This window comes from Agrobacterium sp. LY4 (assembly GCF_001526585.1).
GTDB lineage: Bacteria > Pseudomonadota > Alphaproteobacteria > Rhizobiales > Rhizobiaceae > Agrobacterium > Agrobacterium leguminum.
Genome location: NZ_ASYA01000010.1, coordinates 30,807 through 51,171 on the forward strand (window position 1 = coordinate 30,807; position 20,365 = coordinate 51,171).

The following is a 20,365-nucleotide window of genomic DNA, read 5'->3' on the forward strand; positions in this document are numbered from 1 at the left end:
CCCCGCCGGGGAGAAGGTGGCCCGAAGGGCCGGATGAGGGGGCCCGCTCGCCATCTCTTCCCAAAGGCGAGGACAATTCCACACCGCCACTCCTTCCTTTTCAGTCACTTCCCAAAAAATACGTCCCCACTCATCCCCATCAGCTGATTTAGCCGCATCATTCCTCTCGCAACCGGAACGGAAGGGCGATACGCGCGGCGCCCTTCGCGAACCGGAGGCCGGCATCGACAAGCATGGTTCTGGCAGATCGTGTTTCGGAAAGGCATTCCGCCGGGCCAGAGGCGGGAAGGACCGATCCGATAGGTGCCGTGAAAAGGCTGTGACCGATGGGCTGCCGTGGCGGCCCTGATGATGCGGCCCTGATGATACGGCCCGGTGAATGCAACGACTTCCACCACCTCCCATATTCCACCCGCATTCTCCGGGTCGATGCCTTGTGCCGCCGGCAAACCGCTGCGGTGGCACTCCCCCATACAAAGCGCTTTGGACTTGTTAACTGCGCATCCTGAAACGTTGTAGATTCCTGCCGCCCACGACTGTACCTGCCGGCCGACATGGTCTAAACCGCTGCTGATCTTTTCACGCTCGATGGACAGAGAAGGGCCTCGTAGATGACCGATCCCAAAACGCTAGCCGCCCGTTTCCCCGGCGATTTCCTGTTCGGCGTCGCGACCGCCTCTTTCCAGATCGAAGGCTCCACGAAGGCGGATGGCCGCAAGCCCTCCATCTGGGACGCCTTCTGCAACATGCCGGGCCATGTCTTCGAGCGTCACAATGGCGATATTGCCTGCGATCACTACAATCGCTGGGAGCAGGATCTCGATCTCATCAAGGACATGGGTGTCGAGGCCTATCGTTTCTCCATCGCCTGGCCGCGCATCATTCCGGATGGTTTCGGGCCGATCAACGAGAAGGGGCTGGATTTCTACGACCGCCTCGTCGATGGCTGCAAGGCGCGCGGCATCAAGACCTATGCGACGCTTTACCATTGGGACCTGCCGCTGACGCTGATGGGCGATGGCGGCTGGGCCTCGCGCTCCACTGCGCACGCCTTCCAGCGATACGCCAAGACCGTGATGGCTCGCCTGGGCGACCGGCTGGATGCGGTGGCGACCTTCAACGAACCCTGGTGCGCGGTGTGGCTCAGCCATCTCTATGGCATTCATGCGCCGGGCGAGCGCAACATGGAGGCAGCCCTTGCCGCCATGCATCACATCAATCTCGCCCATGGTTTCGGCGTGGAAGCCTCCCGCCATGTCGCGCCGAAGGTGCCGGTGGGGCTGGTGCTGAACGCCCACTCCGTCATCCCGGCTTCCGATAACGAGGCCGATCTCAAGGCCGCCGAACGGGCCTTCCAGTTCCACAACGGCGCGTTTTTCGATCCGGTCTTCAAGGGTGAATATCCGGCCGAGATGATGGAGGCGTTGGGAAGCCGCATGCCGGTGGTGGAGGCGGAAGACCTTTCCATCATCAGCCAGAAACTCGACTGGTGGGGCCTGAATTATTACACGCCGATGCGTGTCGCCGACGATGCGACACCGGGCGCGGAATTCCCCGCCACGACACCGGCCCCGGCCGTCAGCGATGTGAAGACCGATATCGGCTGGGAGGTCTATGCCCCGGCGCTCCAGTCGCTGGTGGAAACGCTCTATAAACGTTACGACCTGCCGGAATGCTACATCACCGAAAACGGCGCCTGCTATAATATGGGCGTGGAAAACGGCGAGGTGGATGACCAGCCGCGTCTCGACTATTACGCCGAACATCTCGGCATCGTCGCCGATCTCATCCGCGACGGCTATCCGATGCGCGGTTATTTCGCCTGGAGCCTGATGGATAATTTCGAATGGGCCGAGGGCTATCGCATGCGTTTCGGTCTCGTGCATGTGGATTACGACACGCAGGTGCGGACGCTGAAGAACAGCGGCAAATGGTATAGTGCGCTGGCTTCGGCTTTCCGAAGGGGAACCATGGTCTGGCGAAGCCGTAACGGTCACCTCCCTCATCCCTGTGCTTGTCACAGGGATCCAGCCAGCCCAAGTCCTTGGGCTGAAAAGAGTCTTTCCGCCACGCAGACGCGTGTCGGCTGGATTCCTGTGACGAGCACAGGAATGAGGGTTGGGGGACGGCCGTGCATGAACTTTACGCGCCGCATCCGGTAGCAGGCGACGTGTCAGCGCCCGCCGCAATAAAGTTCTCTCCCCTTATTATCAGTTTTCCAAACTTTTTTATCGGTTACCCCGCGGTGCCTGCTTGCGCGCGCCGTCCCGCCTCCTATGTCAGACGGGCTACGAAGGCGTAGCACCCGTTCTGGCGTCCAAGGGGCAGGGCGGGTTGGTCCTCCCAGGGAAAACGAAGATGCTTATCGAAAAACTCAACTGGCGTTACGCCACCAAGAAAATGGATCCTTCCAAGGCCGTGTCGGAAGACAAGGTCGAGCGCATTGTCGAGGCGGCGCGGCTCGCTCCCACCTCCAGCGGTCTTCAGCCCTTCGAGGTGATCGTCGTCACCGATCCCGAAGTGCGCGCCAAGATCCGCGAGATCGCCTGGAGCCAGGCGCAGGTCACCGACGGTTCGCATCTGCTGGTCTTTGCGGCATGGGACAATTACACCGAAGAGCGGATCAACCGCATGTTCGATCTGGTCAATGAAGAACGCGGCATCAAGAATGAAGGCTGGGAAGCCTATCGCCAGATGCTGCTTTCCACTTATCCGCAGCGCGATCAGCAGGTGAATTTCGAACACGCCGCCCGTCAGGCCTATATCGGCTTCGGCATGGCCGTGGCGCAGGCCGCTTTCGAGGGCGTGGATTCCACCCCGATGGAAGGCTTCGACCCGGCGAAGCTCGATGAAATCCTCGGCCTGCGCGAGAAGGGCCTGCGCTCCGTCACCATCCTGCCGCTCGGTTATCGCCAGCCGGAAGGCGACTGGCTGGTGAACCTGAAGAAGGTGCGCCGCCCGGCCGATGAATTCGTCAGCCGCGTCTGATTCAGGGTACTCGCAAAATCTTGACTGCCGCAGGGCTGCCGAGGCGGCTTTGCGGTAGATTTTTTCTCTCTTTTCAGATAATTGAAAAAACATCCCTGTTAAAAGGTGGCGTGTGCGGGCAAGTATGCGCCATCGAATTGCCGATCCCCGGCATTTCTGAGTGAAAGCCTGACGAAATGACCCGGAAAATCAGCTGTCATCGAATGTGCCAGAAGGCTGCATGAAGAGAGCGGTTCAGCACCGCAACAGGATTTTTTGAGACCCGATCCGTCACGCATTCCCAGAGTTTACAATGAGTTTTCCATCCAGCGCGGCATCCCCCGCGCGCCAAGAACAGGCGGTCCCTGAAGGGTCGGCAAAGGAGCCTATGGTCACGTTTGAAGGCGTGACCAAGACCTTTGGCGGCGCCGGCGGCAAGCCGGGCTTCGCAGCCCTTGCCGGTATCGACTACGTCGTGCCGAAAGGCTCCATCACCGGCATCATCGGCCGCTCCGGTGCCGGCAAGTCCACGCTCATCCGCCTCGCCAACGGCCTTGAAAAGCCCTCGACCGGCCGCGTGGTCGTCGATGGCGTCGATGTCGCGGCGCTCGATGAAAAGAGCCTGCGCACGCTGCGCCGTTCCGTCGGCATGATCTTCCAGCATTTCAACCTTTTGTCCTCGCGCACCGCTTTCGACAATGTGGCCCTGCCGCTCGAAATCGCCGGCATGGGCAAGAAGGAGATCGAAACGCGCGTTGCGCCGCTGCTCGATCTCGTCGGCCTTTCCGACAAGGCGAAGCGTTATCCGGCGGAACTCTCCGGCGGCCAGAAGCAGCGTGTCGGCATTGCCCGTGCGCTCGCTACCCAGCCGAAGCTGCTCCTTTCCGACGAGGCGACATCGGCGCTCGATCCGGAAACGACGCAATCCATTCTCGAACTGCTGAAGCGCATCAATGCCGAGCTGGGGCTCACCGTGCTGCTCATCACCCACGAGATGGAGGTGGTGAAGACCATCGCCTCGCAGGTGGCGGTCATCGACAGGGGCCTGATCGTTGAGCAAGGCACGACCTTCGATATCTTCACCGCACCGAAACATGAGACCACCCGCAGCCTGCTGTCGTCCTCGGTCGGCGTGAAGCTGCCGCATTGGGTCACTTCGGGCCTGAAACCGCAGGCGGCGGAAGGCGACCGTGTTCTGGTGCGCCTCGTGTTCTTCGGCGAGACGGCCTTCCAGCCGCTGACGGCGCGCCTCGTCGCCGAAATCGGCCCTGATGTGAACATCCTTGCCGGCACCATCGAGGAAATTTCCGGCCAGCCCTTCGGCTCGCTGGTCGTCTCCTATCCGGCCTCGGCGGATGTCACCGCCCGCACCAATCGCTTTTATGCTGAGACCGGTCTTCACACGGAGGTGCTCGGTTATGTCGCCTGATATGCTGTTCAGCCTTCTTTCCAAGGGCCTGTTGCAAACGCTGCACATGGTCGCCGTTGCCGGCATCGTCGGCTCGCTGATCGGCGTGCCCATGGGCGTTTTCCTTGCCACCAGCGGCAAGGGCGAGCTGTTTCCGGCGCCGATGACCAACCGCATCCTCGGCCTCGTCGTGAACGCCGCGCGCTCCACGCCCTTCATCATTCTGGTGGTGGCGATCATTCCGTTCACCCGTCTCGTCGCCGGCACCTCCATCGGAACCAGCGCGGCCATCGTGCCGCTGACGGTCGCAACCGTGCCCTTCATCGCAAGGCTGGTGGAAGCGGCGATCCGCGAAGTGGACAAGGGCCTGATCGAGGCCGCCCGCGCCATGGGCGCCACGCCGCTGCAGATCGTCACCAAGGTTCTGCTCGCCGAAGCCAAGCCCGGCATCACGCTGGCGCTTACGCTCACGCTGGTCAGCCTCATCGGTTATTCGGCCATGGTCGGCGCGGTCGGCGGCGGCGGGCTGGGCGATCTCGGCATCCGCTACGGTTACCAGCGCTTCATGCCGGATGTGATGCTGGTCGTGGTTCTGGTGCTCATCGTGCTGGTGCAGCTGGTGCAGAGCGCCGGCGACAGGCTGGCCCGCAGCTTCGACAAGCGGACCCGGAAGAATTAACTGCGTTTATAATAACAACCCAAGGAGACACCCATGAAGAAACTCATTCTCGCGGCCTCGCTCGCCGCTCTCTTCACCGCCGGTCAGGCGCTGGCCGAGACCATCAAGATCGGCGTAACCCCCGCCGAGCACGCGCAGATCATGGAGCAGGTGAAGAAGATCGCGGCCGCCAAGGGTCTCGATATCGATATCGTCGAATTCTCCGACTATGTCGTGCCGAACCAGGCGCTGGCCGATGGCGAGCTGCAGGCCAACTCCTTCCAGCACCAGCCTTACCTCGACAACCAGATCGCTGACCGCAAGTTCGATCTCGTCAGCGTCGGCACCACCATCACCACCCCGATGGGCGTTTATTCGAAGAAGGTGAAGAACCTCGACGAGCTGAAGGACGGCGCAACCGTCGGCATTCCGAACGACCCGACCAATGGCGGCCGCGCGCTGCTGGTTCTCGCTTCCAAGGGCGTGCTCAAGGTCAAGGAAGAAGCCGGCCTCAAGGTAACGCCTGCCGACATCACCGAAAACCCGAAGAACATCCAGATCGTCGAACTCGACGCCGCCCAGCTGCCGCGCTCGCTTGACGATACCGACGCTTCGGTCATCAACACCAACTATGCCACTGCTGCCGGCCTGAACCCGAAGAAGGACGCCATCGCCATCGAAAGCGAAAAGTCCCCTTACGCGAACGTCATCGCCGTTCGTGCGCAGGACAAGGACAAGCCGTGGGTGAAGACGCTGGTTGAATCCTACCAGAGCCCGGAAGTGAAGGCATTCATTCTGGAAAAGTACAACGGCACGGTCATCCCGTCCTGGTAAGCCGCTCCAGCACGAGAGCAGGATGAGACCGGGATTTAAGGCGAAAACCGCTTACACTTTTCGCCATCCCGGTCTAAAAAAATCACGACCTCTCCCGTTCGCGGGGGAGGTTTTTTCTTTTCCGGACGGACGCAAATCCGCCTTCCATGAAAAACCCGGGGCATTTCAGGGAAGGATTTTTCAGCGCCTCTGCCAGACTGTCGTTTTATACCCGTAGTTTTTTGGGGCGGGGCCACAATGCGGCTTAACCGCTTTTGAATGTTTCCTTCGGAAGATGATGCTTTCGAAGGGGATTTTATGCGGATTGCGCCGCGCAACATTGGGGACTATTTGCCGGTCGGGCGCAGAACCGCCGTGGGCGTCGTATTGTCCACCTTCGCGCTGGTGCTTATCATCGTCACCGCGCTGGTTTTATCCGCCTTGAGCCAGGTCCGGGAAAAGGCCAACCTGCTCGACAATGCCCGTTCGCGCGAGACGACGGCGGGCGCCCTCGTCACTTTTCGCGAACAGCTCGGCGCGACGCTGAACGACTACGCCGCCTGGGACGATGCCGCCGAATATGTCTATGCCCCTGATCGGTTCGACTGGGTGGCAAGCAATTATGGCGAGATGACGGTCAATAACGATCTCTTCGATACGGCCGTGGTCATCGATGAGGACGGCAAGGTCCGCATGGCCTATCAGGACGGCAAGCCGGTGGCATGGAAGCCGGACGCCTATTTTGCCGGCGGCCTCCGGGAAATGATCGAGCGCGTGCGTTCCATGCGTCCGGGTATCACCTCGCAGGTGACCGGTTTCGTCAAGACCCGCGACGGTATCGCCGCCGCGGGTGTCGCGCTCGTGCGGCTGAAGTCCGGGGCGCTGCCGCCGGTCGGTGCGGAGCGGCGTTACCTGGTTTTCGCCCGTCATCTCAAGCAGGCGACGGTGGACAAGCTTGCCCGCAATTACGTCATCGACGGTCTGGAACTGCAATATGGCGACGGGCCCGCCGCCAACCATGTGGATATCGTCAATCCGCTGGGGGAGGTGCTGGCCCGGCTCGTCTGGCGGTCGCACCTGCCGGGAGATGTCAGCTTTCATGAGGCGCGTCCGGTCGTCTTTACCGCGCTTGGCATTGCCGGCACGTTTTTTCTGGTGCTGCTCATCATCGGTTCGGCCACGCTCGACCGCCTGAAGGCGGATGAGGCGGCGGCGCGGGAGGAGGCGCTGCGCGACCGGCTGAGCGGGCTCAGCAACCGCGCCGGGCTCTTCGCCAGGCTGAACCGCATGGTCGACAGGGGCCGCCATGACAAGACGGATATCAAGCTGCTCTATCTCGATCTCGACGGTTTCAAGGAAATCAACGATTCCTACGGCCATGCCGCCGGCGACCGGCTGATCAAGGGCGTGGCGGCGGCGCTGAGAGTGCTGGTGCCGGAAGGCGCGGTGCTGGCGCGGCTCGGCGGCGACGAATTCGCCATCGCCATTCAGGGCAACGATGTCTGGGCCGAAGGTCGCAAACTGTGTCTGGCGCTTCTCGAACTCTTTACCGAGCCTTTCAGCATCGGTGAAAGGGTGGCGAGCATCGGCTGCAGCATCGGCACCTCGGTTTCCCGCGCCGGCGATATCAATGGCGAGGAGTTGCTGCGGCGTGCCGATATGGCCATGTATCAGGCCAAGGAGAACGGACGCGGGCGTTACGTTTCCTATGAGCTGAAGATGGATGCGCTGCGCGAGGAAAAGCTGCAGCTCGAAGCCGATCTTCGCTCCGCCATTCTGAACGACGAGATACAGGTGGTCTATCAGCCGGTCGTCAGCGCCGCCACGCGCTGTATTACCGGGGTGGAGGCGCTGGCCCGCTGGCAGCGGCCGGGATATGGCTTCGTGCCGCCGGATATCTTCATTGCGGCTGCCGAAACCAGCGGCCTTATTGACCGGCTCGGCCTTCTCGTCCTGCACAAGGCCTGCGAGACGGCGCAGCAATGGCCGTCCATCAAGCTCTCGGTGAATATCTCTCCCGTGCAGTTCCGCAATCCGGCCTTCTCCGGCCATGTGGCCGATATTCTCGACGCGACGCAGACGCCGCCCGAAAGGCTGCGGCTGGAAATGACGGAAGGTTATTTCATCCAGCATCCGGAACGGGCGAGTGCCGCCATCGACAAGCTGAAACAGCTTGGCCTGCATATAGCGCTCGACGATTTCGGCGCCGGCTTCGCCAGTGTCGGTTATCTGCGCCGCTTCGGTTTCGACCGGATGAAGATCGACCGTTCGCTGATCATGGCGCTCGACAAGGGCGGCCGGTCGCTGGAAATGCTGCAGGCCACCGTGGCGCTGGCAAAGTCGCTCGATATTCCGGTGACGGCCGAAGGCGTGGAAACGGAAGAGCAGGCGGCCATCCTGCATCTGTGCGGCTGCGATGAGTTGCAGGGTTACCTGTTCTCGAAACCGGTCGCGGCGGAAGAGATCACCGCCATGCTGGACGGGCAGGACGCGCCGCTCTTTGCGTTGCGGGCAGGGGCGTGAGGCTGATTACTTCCACCCATTCTTGATCACCTGAAGGTGCGGCCCATTTCTTCTCCCCGTCGGGGAGAAGGTGGCCCGAAGGGTCGGATGAGGGGGCGACGTCGCCGGATTTCGGAGAGCTTGCCCCCTCATCCCGCTGCCGCGGACTTCTCCCCGACGGCGAGAAGAAACACGCGGCGCCCGCTCAAACAAACCCCAACCGTTATGCAGTCCGATAGCCGACGGGGATTACCGCCCCAGATGCCGCTCGCCGCGCTTCTTTGCCAGTTCGATCTGCTGCTGCCGGTCGCGGAAACGCTGGCGATCCTCTTCGCTGCGGTCATCGTAGCAGCTCGGGCAGGACACGCCTTCCTCGAATTTGGGGGATAGGCGCACTTCCGGCGTAATCGGGTTGCGGCAGGCGTGGCAAAGCTGGTGGTCGCCTTCGGCAAGGCCGTGCACCACCGACACGCGCTCGTCGAAGACGAAGCAGGCGCCTTCCCACAGGCTTTCTTCTTCCGGCACTTCTTCCAGATATTTCAGGATGCCGCCCTTGAGGTGATAGACCTCATCGAAACCCTGTTCCTTCATGAAGGCGGTGGCCTTTTCGCAGCGAATGCCGCCGGTGCAATACATGGCGATCTTCGGCTTGTTGTGCAGGCCGGGATTGTTCTTCACCCAGTCGGGAAATTCGCGGAAAGTTTTCGTCTGCGGATCGACCGCGCCCTTGAAGACGCCGATGGCGGTCTCGTAATCGTTGCGGGTGTCGATGACGATTGTATCCGGATCGGAGATCAGCTCGTTCCAGTCGCGCGGGTCGACATAGGTGCCGACGATGCGGTTCGGATCGATATCCGGCACGCCCATGGTGACGATCTCTTTCTTGAGCTTCACCTTCAGCCGCACGAAAGGCATGTGCGAGGCGCGGCTTTCCTTGTGCTCCAGCGCGGCGAATTCCGGCTGGGCACGCAGGAAGGAGAGCACGGTGTGAATGCCCGCATCCGGCCCGGCAATGGTGCCGTTGATACCTTCGGCGGCAAGCAGCAGCGTGCCCTTGACGCCGTTTTCCTGGCAGAGCGCAAACAACGGCTCGCGCAGGTTCTCGAACCGCGGCAGGCGGGCGAAATGATAAAGCGCGGCCACAAGGAAATCACCAGAGACTTCCGGGCGGGGGAGAATGGTCGTGTCGGTCATGGGCGCTGAAATACAGCGACGGCGGCCGCAAAGCAATATTTATCGGCGGGTTCGGGTATTTTGAAAATCGTCAAATATCTGCCGGAGTGGGGCAAATGGGAGGCGCTTCGTGCCTCAAATCCGACATCGGTGAAAGCGCAAGACCTGTCTTCCGTCATCCTTGGGCCTGTCCCAAGGATCTAATCACGTCGCGCAAAATCGAAACGTTGCAGATCCTCGGGACAGGCCCGAGGATGACGCCGAGCCCGGCGGGACGTTTTCACGCTGTCTCCAGCCTATTTCGCCGCCTGCCGCCACAACAGGCCGACGATGCGGCTTTCGGTGCGGGCGGATTCGGAAAACACCTCGTTCGCCAGCGCAAGACCTTCCGTGCGCAGCGCCTGCTGCCTCTCGATGATGGCATCGAGCAGCAGGGCCAGCCGCTCGCCATTGCCGAAACGCTCCGGCTCGCGGTCTGCGACGGCGGCGAGAACCGAGAGATCGTGCTCGTGGCCAAGAAGATCCACCAGCCGCTTGGTATCGGCCCGCTTGGCGCGCATGGCGGAAGGCCAGAGCCGGCGCATCAGGCCAAGATGCATCCAATAGGCCTGCCCGGACTTGCGCAATTCATGGAAATGCTCGACGTCGGCCTGCTCGTGACAATCGGTGAGCGCCTTGCGCGCCGTTTTCCTCTGTTTCGCCCAGGCGCTCCTGAGCAGCCGGGCGGTGTCTTTCAACTCATCCGGCAACGACAGGTCCTCGAGCTTCTGGCGCGCTTCCCCGCAGCCGGCGATGGCGGCGGCAATGGCCTCGTCGAGACCGGCCTCATGTTCTATGGCGTCGTCGCGGCGCGCGCGCAGCATCGCGGTGATCGAGCGCAGCGCTTCGCCCTGCGCATCGGAACGCGCGAAGGCCTCGAGATATTCCGCCGTCTCCACCAGCGCCGTTGCATCGCGCGCAAAGGCGAGGGAGCGGGCGATATCGCGAATACGGGCGTTTTCCTCACGGCCGAAATCCGGAGCCGCCTTGCGGATGAGGCGATAGAGGGCGCGCAGCCGCTTGAACCGCTTGCGGGCGTCGTGCACGGCCTCGTGCGATCCGGACGGCTGGTCGCGAAGGATCGTGACCGTGTCGTCGATCAGCTCCAGCCCGGCCCGGCGGATTTCATTGTCGAAGGGCTTTTTCGGATCAATTCTGAAGGGCATCCGGCAAGTCTCCGTTCGGACAGTCCATGGCGAGCGACTGGTTGGAGAAGCGCTTGTCTCCGGTGACTTCCCTGCCCAGCCAGGACGGCAGATCGGGATCGGCATTCTCGTCGTTCATTTCCACTTCCGCCACCACCAGCCCGTGATATTTCCCTTCGAAAACATCCACTTCCCAGGTGAAGCCGCCGTGGTCGACAGTGTGGCGGGTTTTTTCGATCACCACGCCCGGCGCGCTTGCCATCAGCTCTTCGGCGTCCTTGAGGGGTATGGAATATTCATATTCGTCGCGGACCAGCGCGCTTGCGCCGATCTTGATGGTCAGGGTCGCATCGCGCCGGTCGACGATCCTGACCCGGACCGAGCGGTTTTCCATCGAGGCGACATATGCCTGCCGGAAAGCCATGCTATGCGTGACCTCATTGCGCCATTCACCGCCTGCAACAAGAAACTTCCGTTCAATTTCCTTGGCCATGCTGTCTCCGCGAACTGGGGCGCCAGATTATCGCAATATGATAGTGCGATGAAGCGAATTGATTGAAGTATCTGGATAAAAATGCGGCTGGCGCGCCTCGACATGAAAGCCGAGGCAGGCTAATCGGTAGACGGAATTTCAATCGTTTCAATTGCGCAAGGGAGGCTCATCTTGGCCCAGGACTCCGAAAAACTGCTCTCCATCCTCAAGCTCCAGCCGGTCGTGCCGGTGCTGATCGTGGATGACGCCGCTTCCGCCGTGCCGCTTGCGCGCGCTTTGGTCGCAGGCGGCCTGAAGGCGATCGAGATCACCATGCGCACGCCGGCAGCGCTCGATGCCATCCGCGCGGTTGCGGCGGAAGTGGAGGGCGCGAATGTCGGCGCCGGCACCATTCTCAATGCCCGGGATTTCGAAGCGGCGGCGGAAGCCGGCTCCACCTTCATCGTCAGCCCCGGCATCAATAAAAGCGTGCTGGAAGCCGCGCGCGGTTCCAAAGTGCCGTTGCTTCCGGGTGCTGCCACGGCCAGCGAAGTCATGGCGCTGCGCGACGAGGGTTACAAGGTGCTGAAGTTCTTCCCCGCCGAACAGGCCGGCGGCGCACCCTACCTCAAGGCGCTGTCCTCGCCGCTCGCCGGCACCGTCTTCTGCCCGACCGGCAGTGTGTCGCTCAAGAACGCCAATGACTATCTCTCCCTGCCGAACGTCGTCTGCGTCGGCGGCTCCTGGGTTGCCCCGCGCGAACTGGTGGCGACGGGTGACTGGGCGGGCATCACCAAGCTTGCCGCCGAAGCCGCCGCACTGCGCGCCTGATTTGCATCCTGTCAAACCCGTTCACGAAGGCGTGAGCGGGTTTGACATTTGTATTCGGCCCTCGGCTTCCTATCTCCCCTGTAGATTTGACCTTTACAGGAGATTTTGATGTTCGACGCCAAGAAGCTTCTTGAACAATTCCTCGGCTCGCAGGTGCCGGGCCTTTCGGGAAGCGTCCGTGACAGAGCCGGGCAGGCCGCCGATATCGCCAAGAACAATCCGCTCAAGGCCGGCGCGCTCGCCGCCGCCATTCTGGGCACCAAGACCGGCCGCAAGCTTGCCGGCAATGTCGCCACCATTGGCGGTGTCGCCGCCATCGCAGGCCTCGGTTACCTCGCCTACAAGAATTACAAGTCCGGCCAGGCGCCTGAAGCCGCGCCGAAACCCGAGCCGGAGCTTCTCGCCCCGCCTGCCGATTCCGCCTTCCATCCACAATCGCCAGCCCTTTCCAATGATTTTGCGCTGAAGCTCATCCAGGCGATGATCGCCGCCGCCAAGGCGGACGGCCATATCGATGAGAAGGAGCGCGCCAACATCATGGACAAGGTGCAGGTCTCCGGCCTCGATAGCGAAGCCGAGCGGTTCCTCGAAAAGGAACTGGCCGATCCGCTCGACATCGACGCGCTGGTGGCTGCTGCCCGCACGGAAGAGCAGAAGGTGGAGCTTTACACCGCCTCGCGGCTTGCCATCGAGGCCGATACACGGGCGGAGCGGGGGTATCTCGATCTTCTGGCCGGGCGGCTTGGGCTGCCGGATGCGCTGGTCGACCATATCGAGGCGACGGTGGTGGCGGCGAAGGTTTGAGGATAGCCTCGGAGGCTGTGGCTCACCCCCCCTCTGCCCTGCCGGGCATCTCCCCCTCAAGGGGGGAGATCAGCCAGAAGGAAACACTCGCTCACTCGCAACGTTGAAGATGGCCGAGAGGTCGCCGCAGGCCGATCTCCCCCCTTGAGGGGGAGATGCCCGGCAGGGCAGAGGGGGGTGAGCCACCCCCACCACGGCCACCGCATCTCACCCCACATGCACTGTTGTCATCCCGCCCCGCTTGCCCTAATCCTTCTCCCAGCAAATGGGGAAGAGAATGCGCGATCTGAGTGATTTCAAGGGATGTCCGCCGCCGCAGCCGGTGGTGTTGAAGGGCCGTTACGTGACGGCGGAGCCGTTCGATCTCGAAAAACATCTCGCAAGGCTCTGGGCCGCACTTGGCGGCGAGGGCGTGAATGCGCTGCTCAAATATTTCCCGCAAAGCGCCTTTCCCGATGCCGACGCTTTCGGCGACTGGCTCGTCGGCGCGGGGCAGAAGCTCAACTGGGTCACACTGGTCTTCGTTGAAAACGCCACCGGCGATATCGTCGGCATGGCGAGCTATATGCGGCCCGATCCCGCCAATGGCGTGGTCGAGGTGGGCTCTGTCGCCCATGGCGCGAAGATGAAGCGCTCTCCTCTTTCCACCGAGGCGCATTACCTGATGGCGAAACATGTTTTCGAGGATCTGGGGTATCGCCGTTACGAGTGGAAATGCCACAATGAAAACGAGCCCTCCAAGATAACGGCGAAGCGTTATGGCTTCACCTTCGAGGGCGTCTTCCGCCAGCATATGATCTCGAAGGGGCAGAACCGCGATACGGCGTGGTTTTCCATGATCGACGGCGAATGGCCGCTGATCGGCAAGGCCTTCGAAGCCTGGCTTGCGCCGGAGAATTTTGCGGCCGACGGCGCGCAGAAGCGCAAGCTTGAGGATATCCGTGCGGAGTTTGCCGATGCCATTGCCTGAAAATCCGGCGCCTGAAAACCCGGCGCCTGAAAAGCCGAGCCCCGGCAAGAAGGATTGGTCGCCGGCCATCGCCGCCGCCCTAATCATCGTCGGTTTCGGGCTGGTCTTCTTTGTGATGCCGAAGATCATGCTGTGGCTTGGCGATTATTCGCCCTGGCTCGCCGCTGCCTTCGGCACGGTGGCGGTGCTGTGTTTCTTCCTGCTGTTCTGGCTGCGCGCGCGTTACCAGCGTCGCCGTGACGGTTAGAGCTTAAGCGACGCGCCGAGCAGCAACAGCCCCATGATGAGCACGAACAACGCACCGGCGATCTCGATCGCATGGCTGATGCCGGCTGCCCTGCGGCTGCCGGGGCCGGCGAAACGCACGGCGAGGCCTTTTGCCGAGACCGCCATGATGGCGAGCAGCGATACCGTTATGGCGGTGCCGAGCGACATGGCGAGGACGGAGAGCACGCCGCCGAGATAAAGCCCGTTCAGAAGCGCAAAGCTCATGACGATGATCGCGCCCGAGCAGGGCCTGAGCCCCACGGCGATGATGGCGGACCATGCCTCGTGCAGGCTGAAGTTCTTGCCCTTCAGCAGCATTGGATCGGGCGCGTGGGATTTTCCGCAGGCGGTGCAGAGATCGCCGGTGCCGTCATGGTCGTGATCTGCAAAGACCGGCTTGCCCTGGAACCGCAGCCCTGTGCCCATGCCGCTGGTTCGGGCCACCGATGCCTCGCCCGTCGTGGCGAATACGGGAACGGGTTCCCGCCGGGTGCGCAGTGACCAGAGTTTTCGCACCAGCAGCCAGGCGCCGAACAGCGCCACCATGGCGAAGCTGGCGATCTCCATCGCCTGCGTGGCTTTCGTCATGGTGATGGAGGTGCCGCGCAGCACCAGCCAGGCCGCGCCGACGAGGCCGATGGCGACCGCACCCTGAATGAGCGCCGAGACGAAGGAAATGAGAATGCCGCGTTTCAGCTGTGTCTCGTTAGCGATCATGTAGGACGAAATGACCGCCTTGCCATGACCGGGGCCGGCGGCGTGGAAAACGCCATAAGCAAAGGAGAGGCCGATCAGCGAGCTGAGCGCCCAGCCATCCTCGCGCATGGCCTTCAACGCGCCGGTCAGCGCACGGTAGAACATCTGCTGGTGCACATTGATCCATTGCATCAGCGGCGCGAAGGGGCCGCTGACGGAAAAGGAAGGTTCGGCCGAGCCGATGCCGAGCGGCGATTGCGCATGGGCCGCACCGGCCACGGCAATGAGGCCGATGGCGACGGCGAAGAGGCCGGCCCTGCGGCTCAGCATGAGACCTCCAGCCGGGTGGCGAAGAGCTTGGTCATGTCGGTGCCGGTCGGATCGTTGAAGAAGGCGTCGGTGAGCGTGCCCTGGTTCTGTGAGATCACCTCGTCGGGATCGGGACGGACGACATGATGCTTGCAGGCATTCAGATCCTTACCCTGCGTGGCGATATCGCCGTCCTTGGCGAAGTCGATCGCCGTATACATGGTCGGATCCCAGGCGCCGAAGCTGAGCTTGCCCTTGACGGCCAGAGGCTTGGTCGGCTTCACGGAGAAGAACATCAGGATTTGCTGATCCTTATAGTCCACGTGAATGGCCTCGGGCTTGGAAAATTCCACCGGTTTTCCATTGGCGGTGATGAAGGTGTAGTAGGAATATTCGGCGAGCGATTCCAGGACGGTATTGCCGATTTCGGCCAGCTCGTCCTTGTCGAGCTTCAGATCGCTATTCTTGTCGTAATCCATCACCACGCTTGCCGAGAACATCTCGTCGAAACGCCAGATATTGCGCACTTCCTGAACGGTGCCGTTCGGCCCCTCGACGATTTCCATGCGGGCTTCGGCAAAGATATGCGGATGGGCCGCCGCGGCGACGGGAACGCAGGCAAGGCCGGCCGCGAGGAGCAAAAAGCGTCTGTTCATTATCCGGTCTGTCCTGCCTTCGAATCTGGAAGGCCCGACTCTAGCAGAAATTGGGACCGAATTTCGACCTGATGCGGCTGATCCTTCGCGCGGGCTGACGTTAAATTTCAGAAGGTGCCGCTGAAACACGAGGTGATGCTGGAGCCGCTATAGGCAAGATCGGTATCGCGCTCGCCATGCAGCAGGCGGTTGAACTCCACCTCCAGCTTGCTGTTCTTGCCGGTATCGAAGGAAAGCGTCGCGACCAGCCGGCGCTCGCTGGTATCGTAATTATAATAGATCCAGTCCTTGTGGACCCGGTGCAGCGCAAGATCGAGCCCCACCTTTTCGGTGAGCCTGCTTTTGATGACGAATTGAAAGCGGCGATGGAATTCGGCAATCGGGTCATCCGGGTCGAAAAGCGCATAGTCCTGCGAAAAGCCCGCGCCGAAGGCGATGCGCTCGGTGGCTTTCACCTCGGCCTCAGCCCGCAGGTAGGGGCGGGTGCGTTTTACCTTGTCGCTGATTTCATCGCCGGAAATGGAGGTGAAGCCCGCTTCGGCCAGAACCGCGAAACGGTCGGAGAACCTGTAACCATAGGCCAGAGAACCTCGCAGCGTGTTGGCCGGGAAACGTTCATATTTTTCCTGCTGCCCCTCAGGCACGGCGATACGGTCGTAAGCAAGCGTCAGCCCGGCCTCGCCGCCGCCGAGCGATCGTGCATGTTCGGCCTTCAGCGATAAAAGCGCCTCGTTCGCTTCCAGTCGGGTGGGCAGGAAATAGGCCGGGCGGAACCGCGCCTTGCCTTTCATCAGGCTGGCGAGGCTTGCCGTCAGCGTGTTCTTGCCGCCAAGGGCGAGGATGCCGAGCTGGGAAGACGCCTCCAGCTTGTGATCCAGCTGCCGGTAACCAATGTCTTCCTCCGGCAGGTGCAGGAAGATATCGCCGGCATCGCTGCGGGTGCCGCGCAGCTCAAGGGCCCATTCCAGCTTTTCGGAAAATCGTTTCGTCAGCCCCAGGGCCGCGATGGTGTTATGTTCATTGGCGAAACGATAACGGGGCAGGCGAACCTCTTCCTGCTCGAGCGAATAACGCAACTCCGCCCCCTCCAGCGCGATCTTGCCATTGAGCCCGAAGCCGGCGCGCAGCGAAATCGCGCTCAGCCGGTTGGTATCGGCGAAATAATTGCTGTCATAAGCAATGCCGGATTTATAGGTGACATTGTGCTCATCGGCCTTTTCCCCCGCCCGCGCGCCGCAGGCGCAGGCAAGCCCGAGAACAAGCGCGATATATCCCCCCACCCGCATGCGCATCTCCGGTCCCTAATTAAGCAATATCTTATATTTGGATGGTTAATAAAGTTTCCCGCGCCGCTTTACTGTTGCGGCACAGGTGCTGACCGACATTGTTTGAGCAAGGGGCGGGAGCGCGAAGTCGCGATATGTAAAATTTGATTAAAATGACAAGTATTAGTGTTAATCGTTTATTGTAATATTAGCCTTTGCTTGAATTAGAATCCTCTAAATATACAGTTCAGTTACGCCAGATGGCGTGATCAAACAAAAGAGGAGAGAGAAATGATTGCAAAGTTCGCTTGTGTAGCCGCTATTCTTACTGTCGCTTCCGTTGGTCAGGCCAATGCGGGCGGTCTTCTGGGAGGCATCCTGTCCGGCAACAGCAACAAGGGCGGCGCCCTTGTCGTCGTCTCGCCGAGCATCGATCTCGGTGTCAGCGGCATCCTGTCCAATAACGGGATTCTGAACGGCAACAAGACCGGCATCCTGAACGGTGTGCTGAACGGCAACAAGACGTCCGTCGATGTAATCGACAACAAGAATGACGGCGGCAAAAAGCGCCGCCACTAACCGAAACGTGGAACGGGATGGCGAAACCATCGGGCTTTTCTCCATCCCGCTCCAACGCAACAGCTCGAAAATCATCAGGGATTTTCGACGCAGACGATGCGCGCAGCGCATAAGCCGGCAATGACCCTCGAGTTGCGTGTGTTTGACGCATGGCGTTTCCGGCAAGAACAAACGGCGCATCGCATGACTGGAAGAGGGCCTCGCGGCCCTCTTTTTTTTGTCCGCGTCGCCGATGTGAACGACGCGCACAGAAGTGCGGGATGGCCACTACTCGTGGTGGTCTTTGTGATGCGGTTGGAGCCGTTTTTACGTTGCGGCGGCCGACTTGTGAATATCCGCGTTAATTCTAATTTATATTTGGTAAATATTGCAGATATTAATCGAAATACGTTTCATGACGGCTATTTTATCTGCGCTATTTACGCGATTTTAACCACGATGTTCTTCAATCTACGGGTGCGTTAACCCCGTCACGACACTGCGCTTCTGGTCGCGAAATACTCGCAGCCCGCAGGTGACGGGATGTTATTTTCAAGGAGCTATCGCATGTTGAAACAATCACTTCTCGCGCTCGGCCTGCTCGGTGTTTTCTCCGGTGTGGCGGCTGCCGCCGATGCCGTCAGCGACATTCCGTCCGCGCCGGTCGTCAACGACGTTGCGCCTGCCTTTTCCTGGGATGGTGTTTATGTCGGTGCGTCTGCGGGTTACGGCTGGAACCGGGTTAAGTCGACGACTTTTGGCGTCACCACGAAGCATGAATTTGACGGCGGCCGTTTTTCCGGTTTCGCGGGCTATAATTTCGAAGTTGCCCCTTCCGTCATTCTCGGCGTCGAGGGCGATCTCGGTTACGCCTGGGGCGACAAGACCATTGTCACCAGCGAGGTTTCCGCAGGCCTGAATGGTTCTGCACGCCTGCGCGCCGGCTACGCCGTCGACCGTGCGCTGATCTATACCGCCGCCGGCTACACCGCGACGGATAGCGAAGTCAAAGCGCCGTTCGGTGAGGACAGCAAGGTTCTGCACGGCTGGACGGTCGGTGCGGGTATCGATTATGCCTTCACCAACAACCTGTTTGGACGCGTCGAATATCGTTACAACGACTTCGGCAAGGCAACCTACCGTACCGGTCCGATCACCTCGACCGGCGATGTCAGCGAACACGTCGTCAAGGTTGGCCTCGGCGTGAAGTTCTGACAGTTATTCCGTTTTCGACAGGGGGCGGCGCAACCTTGCGACGCCCCACGCGCTCGATGCGGCGATCCTGGCATCGATCCAGCGAACGTTCCGCCGAAGATGAAAACGCGCATTGCTTTTCAGGCAGGCTTGAACAGCAGGCCGTTTTGGTGTGATGGTGGTCGCCGTCATCCCGTCCCGCCTCCCAGCCTTCAGTCGATTCCCATGCTACAGAAAAGCACTTTGCCGGGCGCTTTCGATCGTCAGGCCTATTTGATCGCCCTGCTGGTTTTTATTGCCGGCAGCACCAATGCGGCCGTCGTGCCGTTTATCGGTTTTTACATCATCCAGGTGCTTGGCCATCCGCCGGCGACCGTCGGTTTTTACAGCGTGACGGCGGCGCTGGCTTCGATTGTCGCCAGCCGTGTTTATGGCGAGCGTGTCGATGCCGGGGTGCGGGTGAGGCCGCTGTTGATGCTTTCCGTGTGCGGCGCTTTTGTCGCGGCGGCTGCGGCGAGTTTCGGGCATCTGGCGTTGCTGGTGGCGATAACGGCGATCGGCATGGGGCTTTCCAATGCCGCCAGCACGCTCATTTTCAGTTACGGCCGGTATCATGGCCGGGTGAAGGCGCTGGATACGGCCGCCTATAATGCCTTCCTGCGGACGATGGTGTCGCTGGCATGGATGCTGCTTCCCGCCGCCGCCTATCTGATCTTCGATCTTGCCGGCGCGAAGGCCGTGTTCATGAATGCCATGCTGATGGCGGTCATCTGGGGCGGGCTTGCCCTTGCGGTCGTGCCGCGCGACCAGACCAGCCCGATGGAGCGGCGACAGGCGGGTGACGACGATACAGGGCGCAACCTGCCGCTGCTTCTGGCGGCGGCCGCCAGTTTCTGCATGTCTTTCGCCCATGCTCTCTGCGCCTCGGCCCTGCCGGTGTTTCTGGTGCGGGAGGTCGGCCTGCCGGATTACGTGCCGGGCCTGTCGCTCAGCGTCAAATGCGCCATGGAGGTTCTGTTCATCCTGCTTGCGCCGCGGATGATGCGCCGCTTCAGCGCCCGCCTGCTGCTGGGCGTCTCGGCGGTGATGGCCATCGTCGCTTTCAATGTCATCGCCTCGGTCACCACATTGCCGGCCATGATCGCGGGCGCGGCGCTGGAAGGCGCCTATTACGGCCTTTGCGCCGGCACTTGCCTTACCTTCGTGCAGGGCTTTGCGCACGGCCGCACGGCCCGTGCGACGGCGCTCTACATGAACTCCATCTTTCTCGCCGCGCTTTTTGCGGTGCCGCTGATGGGGTTCGTATCGCAATATGCGAGTTTCGGCGTCTCGATCCGGCTCGCTTCGGTTGGTGCGGGCGCGGCCTTGCTGCTCCTGTTTCTGACGCGGCGGCAGGTGGGGGAGTAGGGCGTTCCGGCGGAAGTGCGGAGAGTTTCATTTGCCCTTGCAGCTCGAACCCTCATTCCTGTTCCCCGGAACCAGCCCGAGGATGTCACAGGAATCCAGTCAGCCCAAGTCCTTGGGCTGAAAAGACTCCCTTCGCCGCGCAGACGCGCGTCGGCTGGATTCCTGTGACATCCTCGGGCTGGTTCCGGGGAACAGGAATGAGGGGAGTGCGGGGGCGGCCTGTTACGCCCG

20 protein-coding genes and 1 pseudogene are annotated in these 20,365 nt (G+C 61.2%); 14 read left to right on the forward strand and 7 right to left on the reverse strand.

What is annotated here, in order from left to right:
- Positions 1–611 precede the first annotated feature (611 nt).
- The 6 genes and pseudogenes from L904_RS09765 to L904_RS09790 all read left to right on the forward strand — a co-directional run bounded on the left by L904_RS09765 (position 612) and on the right by L904_RS09790 (position 8,369).
- Positions 612–1,990 (forward strand): annotated as a pseudogene (locus L904_RS09765) (GH1 family beta-glucosidase).
- 368 nt (positions 1,991–2,358) lie between these two features.
- On the forward strand, positions 2,359–2,988 hold the full coding sequence (locus L904_RS09770; protein WP_020812148.1) for an NAD(P)H-dependent oxidoreductase: 630 nt from the start codon (positions 2,359–2,361) through the stop codon (positions 2,986–2,988).
- Positions 2,989–3,355: 367 nt separating this feature from the next.
- Complete coding sequence (locus tag L904_RS09775) at positions 3,356–4,396, forward strand: methionine ABC transporter ATP-binding protein (protein WP_035262106.1); 1,041 nt, start codon at positions 3,356–3,358, stop codon at positions 4,394–4,396.
- Complete coding sequence (locus tag L904_RS09780) at positions 4,386–5,054, forward strand: methionine ABC transporter permease (protein ID WP_004433403.1); 669 nt, start codon at positions 4,386–4,388, stop codon at positions 5,052–5,054. The genes L904_RS09775 and L904_RS09780 overlap by 11 nt, the downstream gene beginning before the upstream one ends.
- 33 nt (positions 5,055–5,087) lie before the next feature.
- The gene (locus tag L904_RS09785; protein ID WP_004433407.1) at positions 5,088–5,867 is read left to right on the forward strand and encodes a MetQ/NlpA family ABC transporter substrate-binding protein; all 780 of its coding nucleotides are present in this window, start codon (positions 5,088–5,090) and stop codon (positions 5,865–5,867) included.
- Between the two features lie 258 nt (positions 5,868–6,125).
- Complete coding sequence (locus L904_RS09790; RefSeq protein WP_020812150.1) at positions 6,126–8,369, forward strand: bifunctional diguanylate cyclase/phosphodiesterase; 2,244 nt, start codon at positions 6,126–6,128, stop codon at positions 8,367–8,369.
- 228 nt (positions 8,370–8,597) lie between these two features.
- On the opposite strand, the gene L904_RS09795 is transcribed toward L904_RS09790, so the two are convergent.
- From L904_RS09795 to L904_RS09805, 3 genes are all read right to left on the reverse strand, one after another.
- Positions 8,598–9,542 carry a rhodanese-related sulfurtransferase gene (locus L904_RS09795; RefSeq protein WP_020812151.1) on the reverse strand — a complete coding sequence of 315 codons (945 nt, stop codon included), beginning with the start codon at positions 9,540–9,542 and terminating at the stop codon, positions 8,598–8,600.
- Between the two features lie 275 nt (positions 9,543–9,817).
- Positions 9,818–10,726, reverse strand: coding sequence for a CHAD domain-containing protein (locus tag L904_RS09800; RefSeq protein WP_020812152.1), 909 nt, complete (start codon positions 10,724–10,726; stop codon positions 9,818–9,820).
- Positions 10,710–11,198 carry a CYTH domain-containing protein gene (locus tag L904_RS09805; protein WP_004433417.1) on the reverse strand — a complete coding sequence of 163 codons (489 nt, stop codon included), beginning with the start codon at positions 11,196–11,198 and terminating at the stop codon, positions 10,710–10,712. The genes L904_RS09800 and L904_RS09805 overlap by 17 nt, the downstream gene beginning before the upstream one ends.
- Positions 11,199–11,369: 171 nt before the next feature.
- Here L904_RS09805 and L904_RS09810 point away from each other — a divergent pair, with 171 nt between their 5' ends.
- From L904_RS09810 to L904_RS09825, 4 genes are all read left to right on the forward strand, one after another.
- On the forward strand, positions 11,370–12,008 hold the full coding sequence (locus tag L904_RS09810) for a 2-dehydro-3-deoxy-phosphogluconate aldolase (protein ID WP_004433419.1): 639 nt from the start codon (positions 11,370–11,372) through the stop codon (positions 12,006–12,008).
- Between the two features lie 108 nt (positions 12,009–12,116).
- Positions 12,117–12,812, forward strand: coding sequence for a tellurite resistance TerB family protein (locus tag L904_RS09815; RefSeq protein ID WP_004445183.1), 696 nt, complete (start codon positions 12,117–12,119; stop codon positions 12,810–12,812).
- Positions 12,813–13,089: 277 nt separating this feature from the next.
- Positions 13,090–13,782: a GNAT family N-acetyltransferase gene (locus L904_RS09820; protein ID WP_035262102.1), complete on the forward strand. Its 693-nt coding sequence runs from the start codon at positions 13,090–13,092 to the stop codon at positions 13,780–13,782.
- Positions 13,769–14,029, forward strand: coding sequence for a hypothetical protein (locus L904_RS09825; protein WP_020812153.1), 261 nt, complete (start codon positions 13,769–13,771; stop codon positions 14,027–14,029). The genes L904_RS09820 and L904_RS09825 overlap by 14 nt, the downstream gene beginning before the upstream one ends.
- On the opposite strand, the gene L904_RS09830 is transcribed toward L904_RS09825, so the two are convergent.
- The 3 genes from L904_RS09830 to L904_RS09840 form a co-directional block, all read right to left on the reverse strand.
- A complete protein-coding gene (locus L904_RS09830) occupies positions 14,026–15,075 on the reverse strand; it encodes a nickel/cobalt transporter (protein WP_020812154.1) in 1,050 nt (349 codons plus the stop codon). The two genes, L904_RS09825 and L904_RS09830, sit on opposite strands and share 4 nt — an antisense overlap.
- On the reverse strand, positions 15,069–15,710 hold the full coding sequence (locus L904_RS09835) for a DUF1007 family protein (protein WP_004433429.1): 642 nt from the start codon (positions 15,708–15,710) through the stop codon (positions 15,069–15,071). The genes L904_RS09830 and L904_RS09835 overlap by 7 nt, the downstream gene beginning before the upstream one ends.
- A 107-nt stretch (positions 15,711–15,817) precedes the next feature.
- The gene (locus L904_RS09840) at positions 15,818–16,996 is read right to left on the reverse strand and encodes a hypothetical protein (RefSeq protein WP_020812155.1); all 1,179 of its coding nucleotides are present in this window, start codon (positions 16,994–16,996) and stop codon (positions 15,818–15,820) included.
- Between the two features lie 270 nt (positions 16,997–17,266).
- Here L904_RS09840 and L904_RS09845 point away from each other — a divergent pair, with 270 nt between their 5' ends.
- The 3 genes from L904_RS09845 to L904_RS09850 all read left to right on the forward strand — a co-directional run bounded on the left by L904_RS09845 (position 17,267) and on the right by L904_RS09850 (position 18,748).
- The gene (locus L904_RS09845; protein ID WP_004433441.1) at positions 17,267–17,554 is read left to right on the forward strand and encodes a hypothetical protein; all 288 of its coding nucleotides are present in this window, start codon (positions 17,267–17,269) and stop codon (positions 17,552–17,554) included.
- 120 nt (positions 17,555–17,674) lie between these two features.
- Positions 17,675–18,019 (forward strand): hypothetical protein, encoded by a 345-nt coding sequence (locus L904_RS27710; RefSeq protein WP_155272866.1) that lies wholly within the window; start codon positions 17,675–17,677, stop codon positions 18,017–18,019.
- Between the two features lie 81 nt (positions 18,020–18,100).
- On the forward strand, positions 18,101–18,748 hold the full coding sequence (locus L904_RS09850; protein ID WP_059758498.1) for an outer membrane protein: 648 nt from the start codon (positions 18,101–18,103) through the stop codon (positions 18,746–18,748).
- Positions 18,749–18,751: 3 nt separating this feature from the next.
- Here L904_RS09850 and L904_RS27715 read toward each other — a convergent pair whose 3' ends face one another.
- Positions 18,752–18,919 carry a hypothetical protein gene (locus L904_RS27715; RefSeq protein ID WP_156428577.1) on the reverse strand — a complete coding sequence of 56 codons (168 nt, stop codon included), beginning with the start codon at positions 18,917–18,919 and terminating at the stop codon, positions 18,752–18,754.
- Positions 18,920–18,952: 33 nt separating this feature from the next.
- On the opposite strand from L904_RS27715, the gene L904_RS09855 reads away from it, so the two are divergent.
- Complete coding sequence (locus L904_RS09855) at positions 18,953–20,134, forward strand: MFS transporter (protein WP_035259627.1); 1,182 nt, start codon at positions 18,953–18,955, stop codon at positions 20,132–20,134.
- The last annotated feature ends 231 nt before the right edge of the window (positions 20,135–20,365 follow it).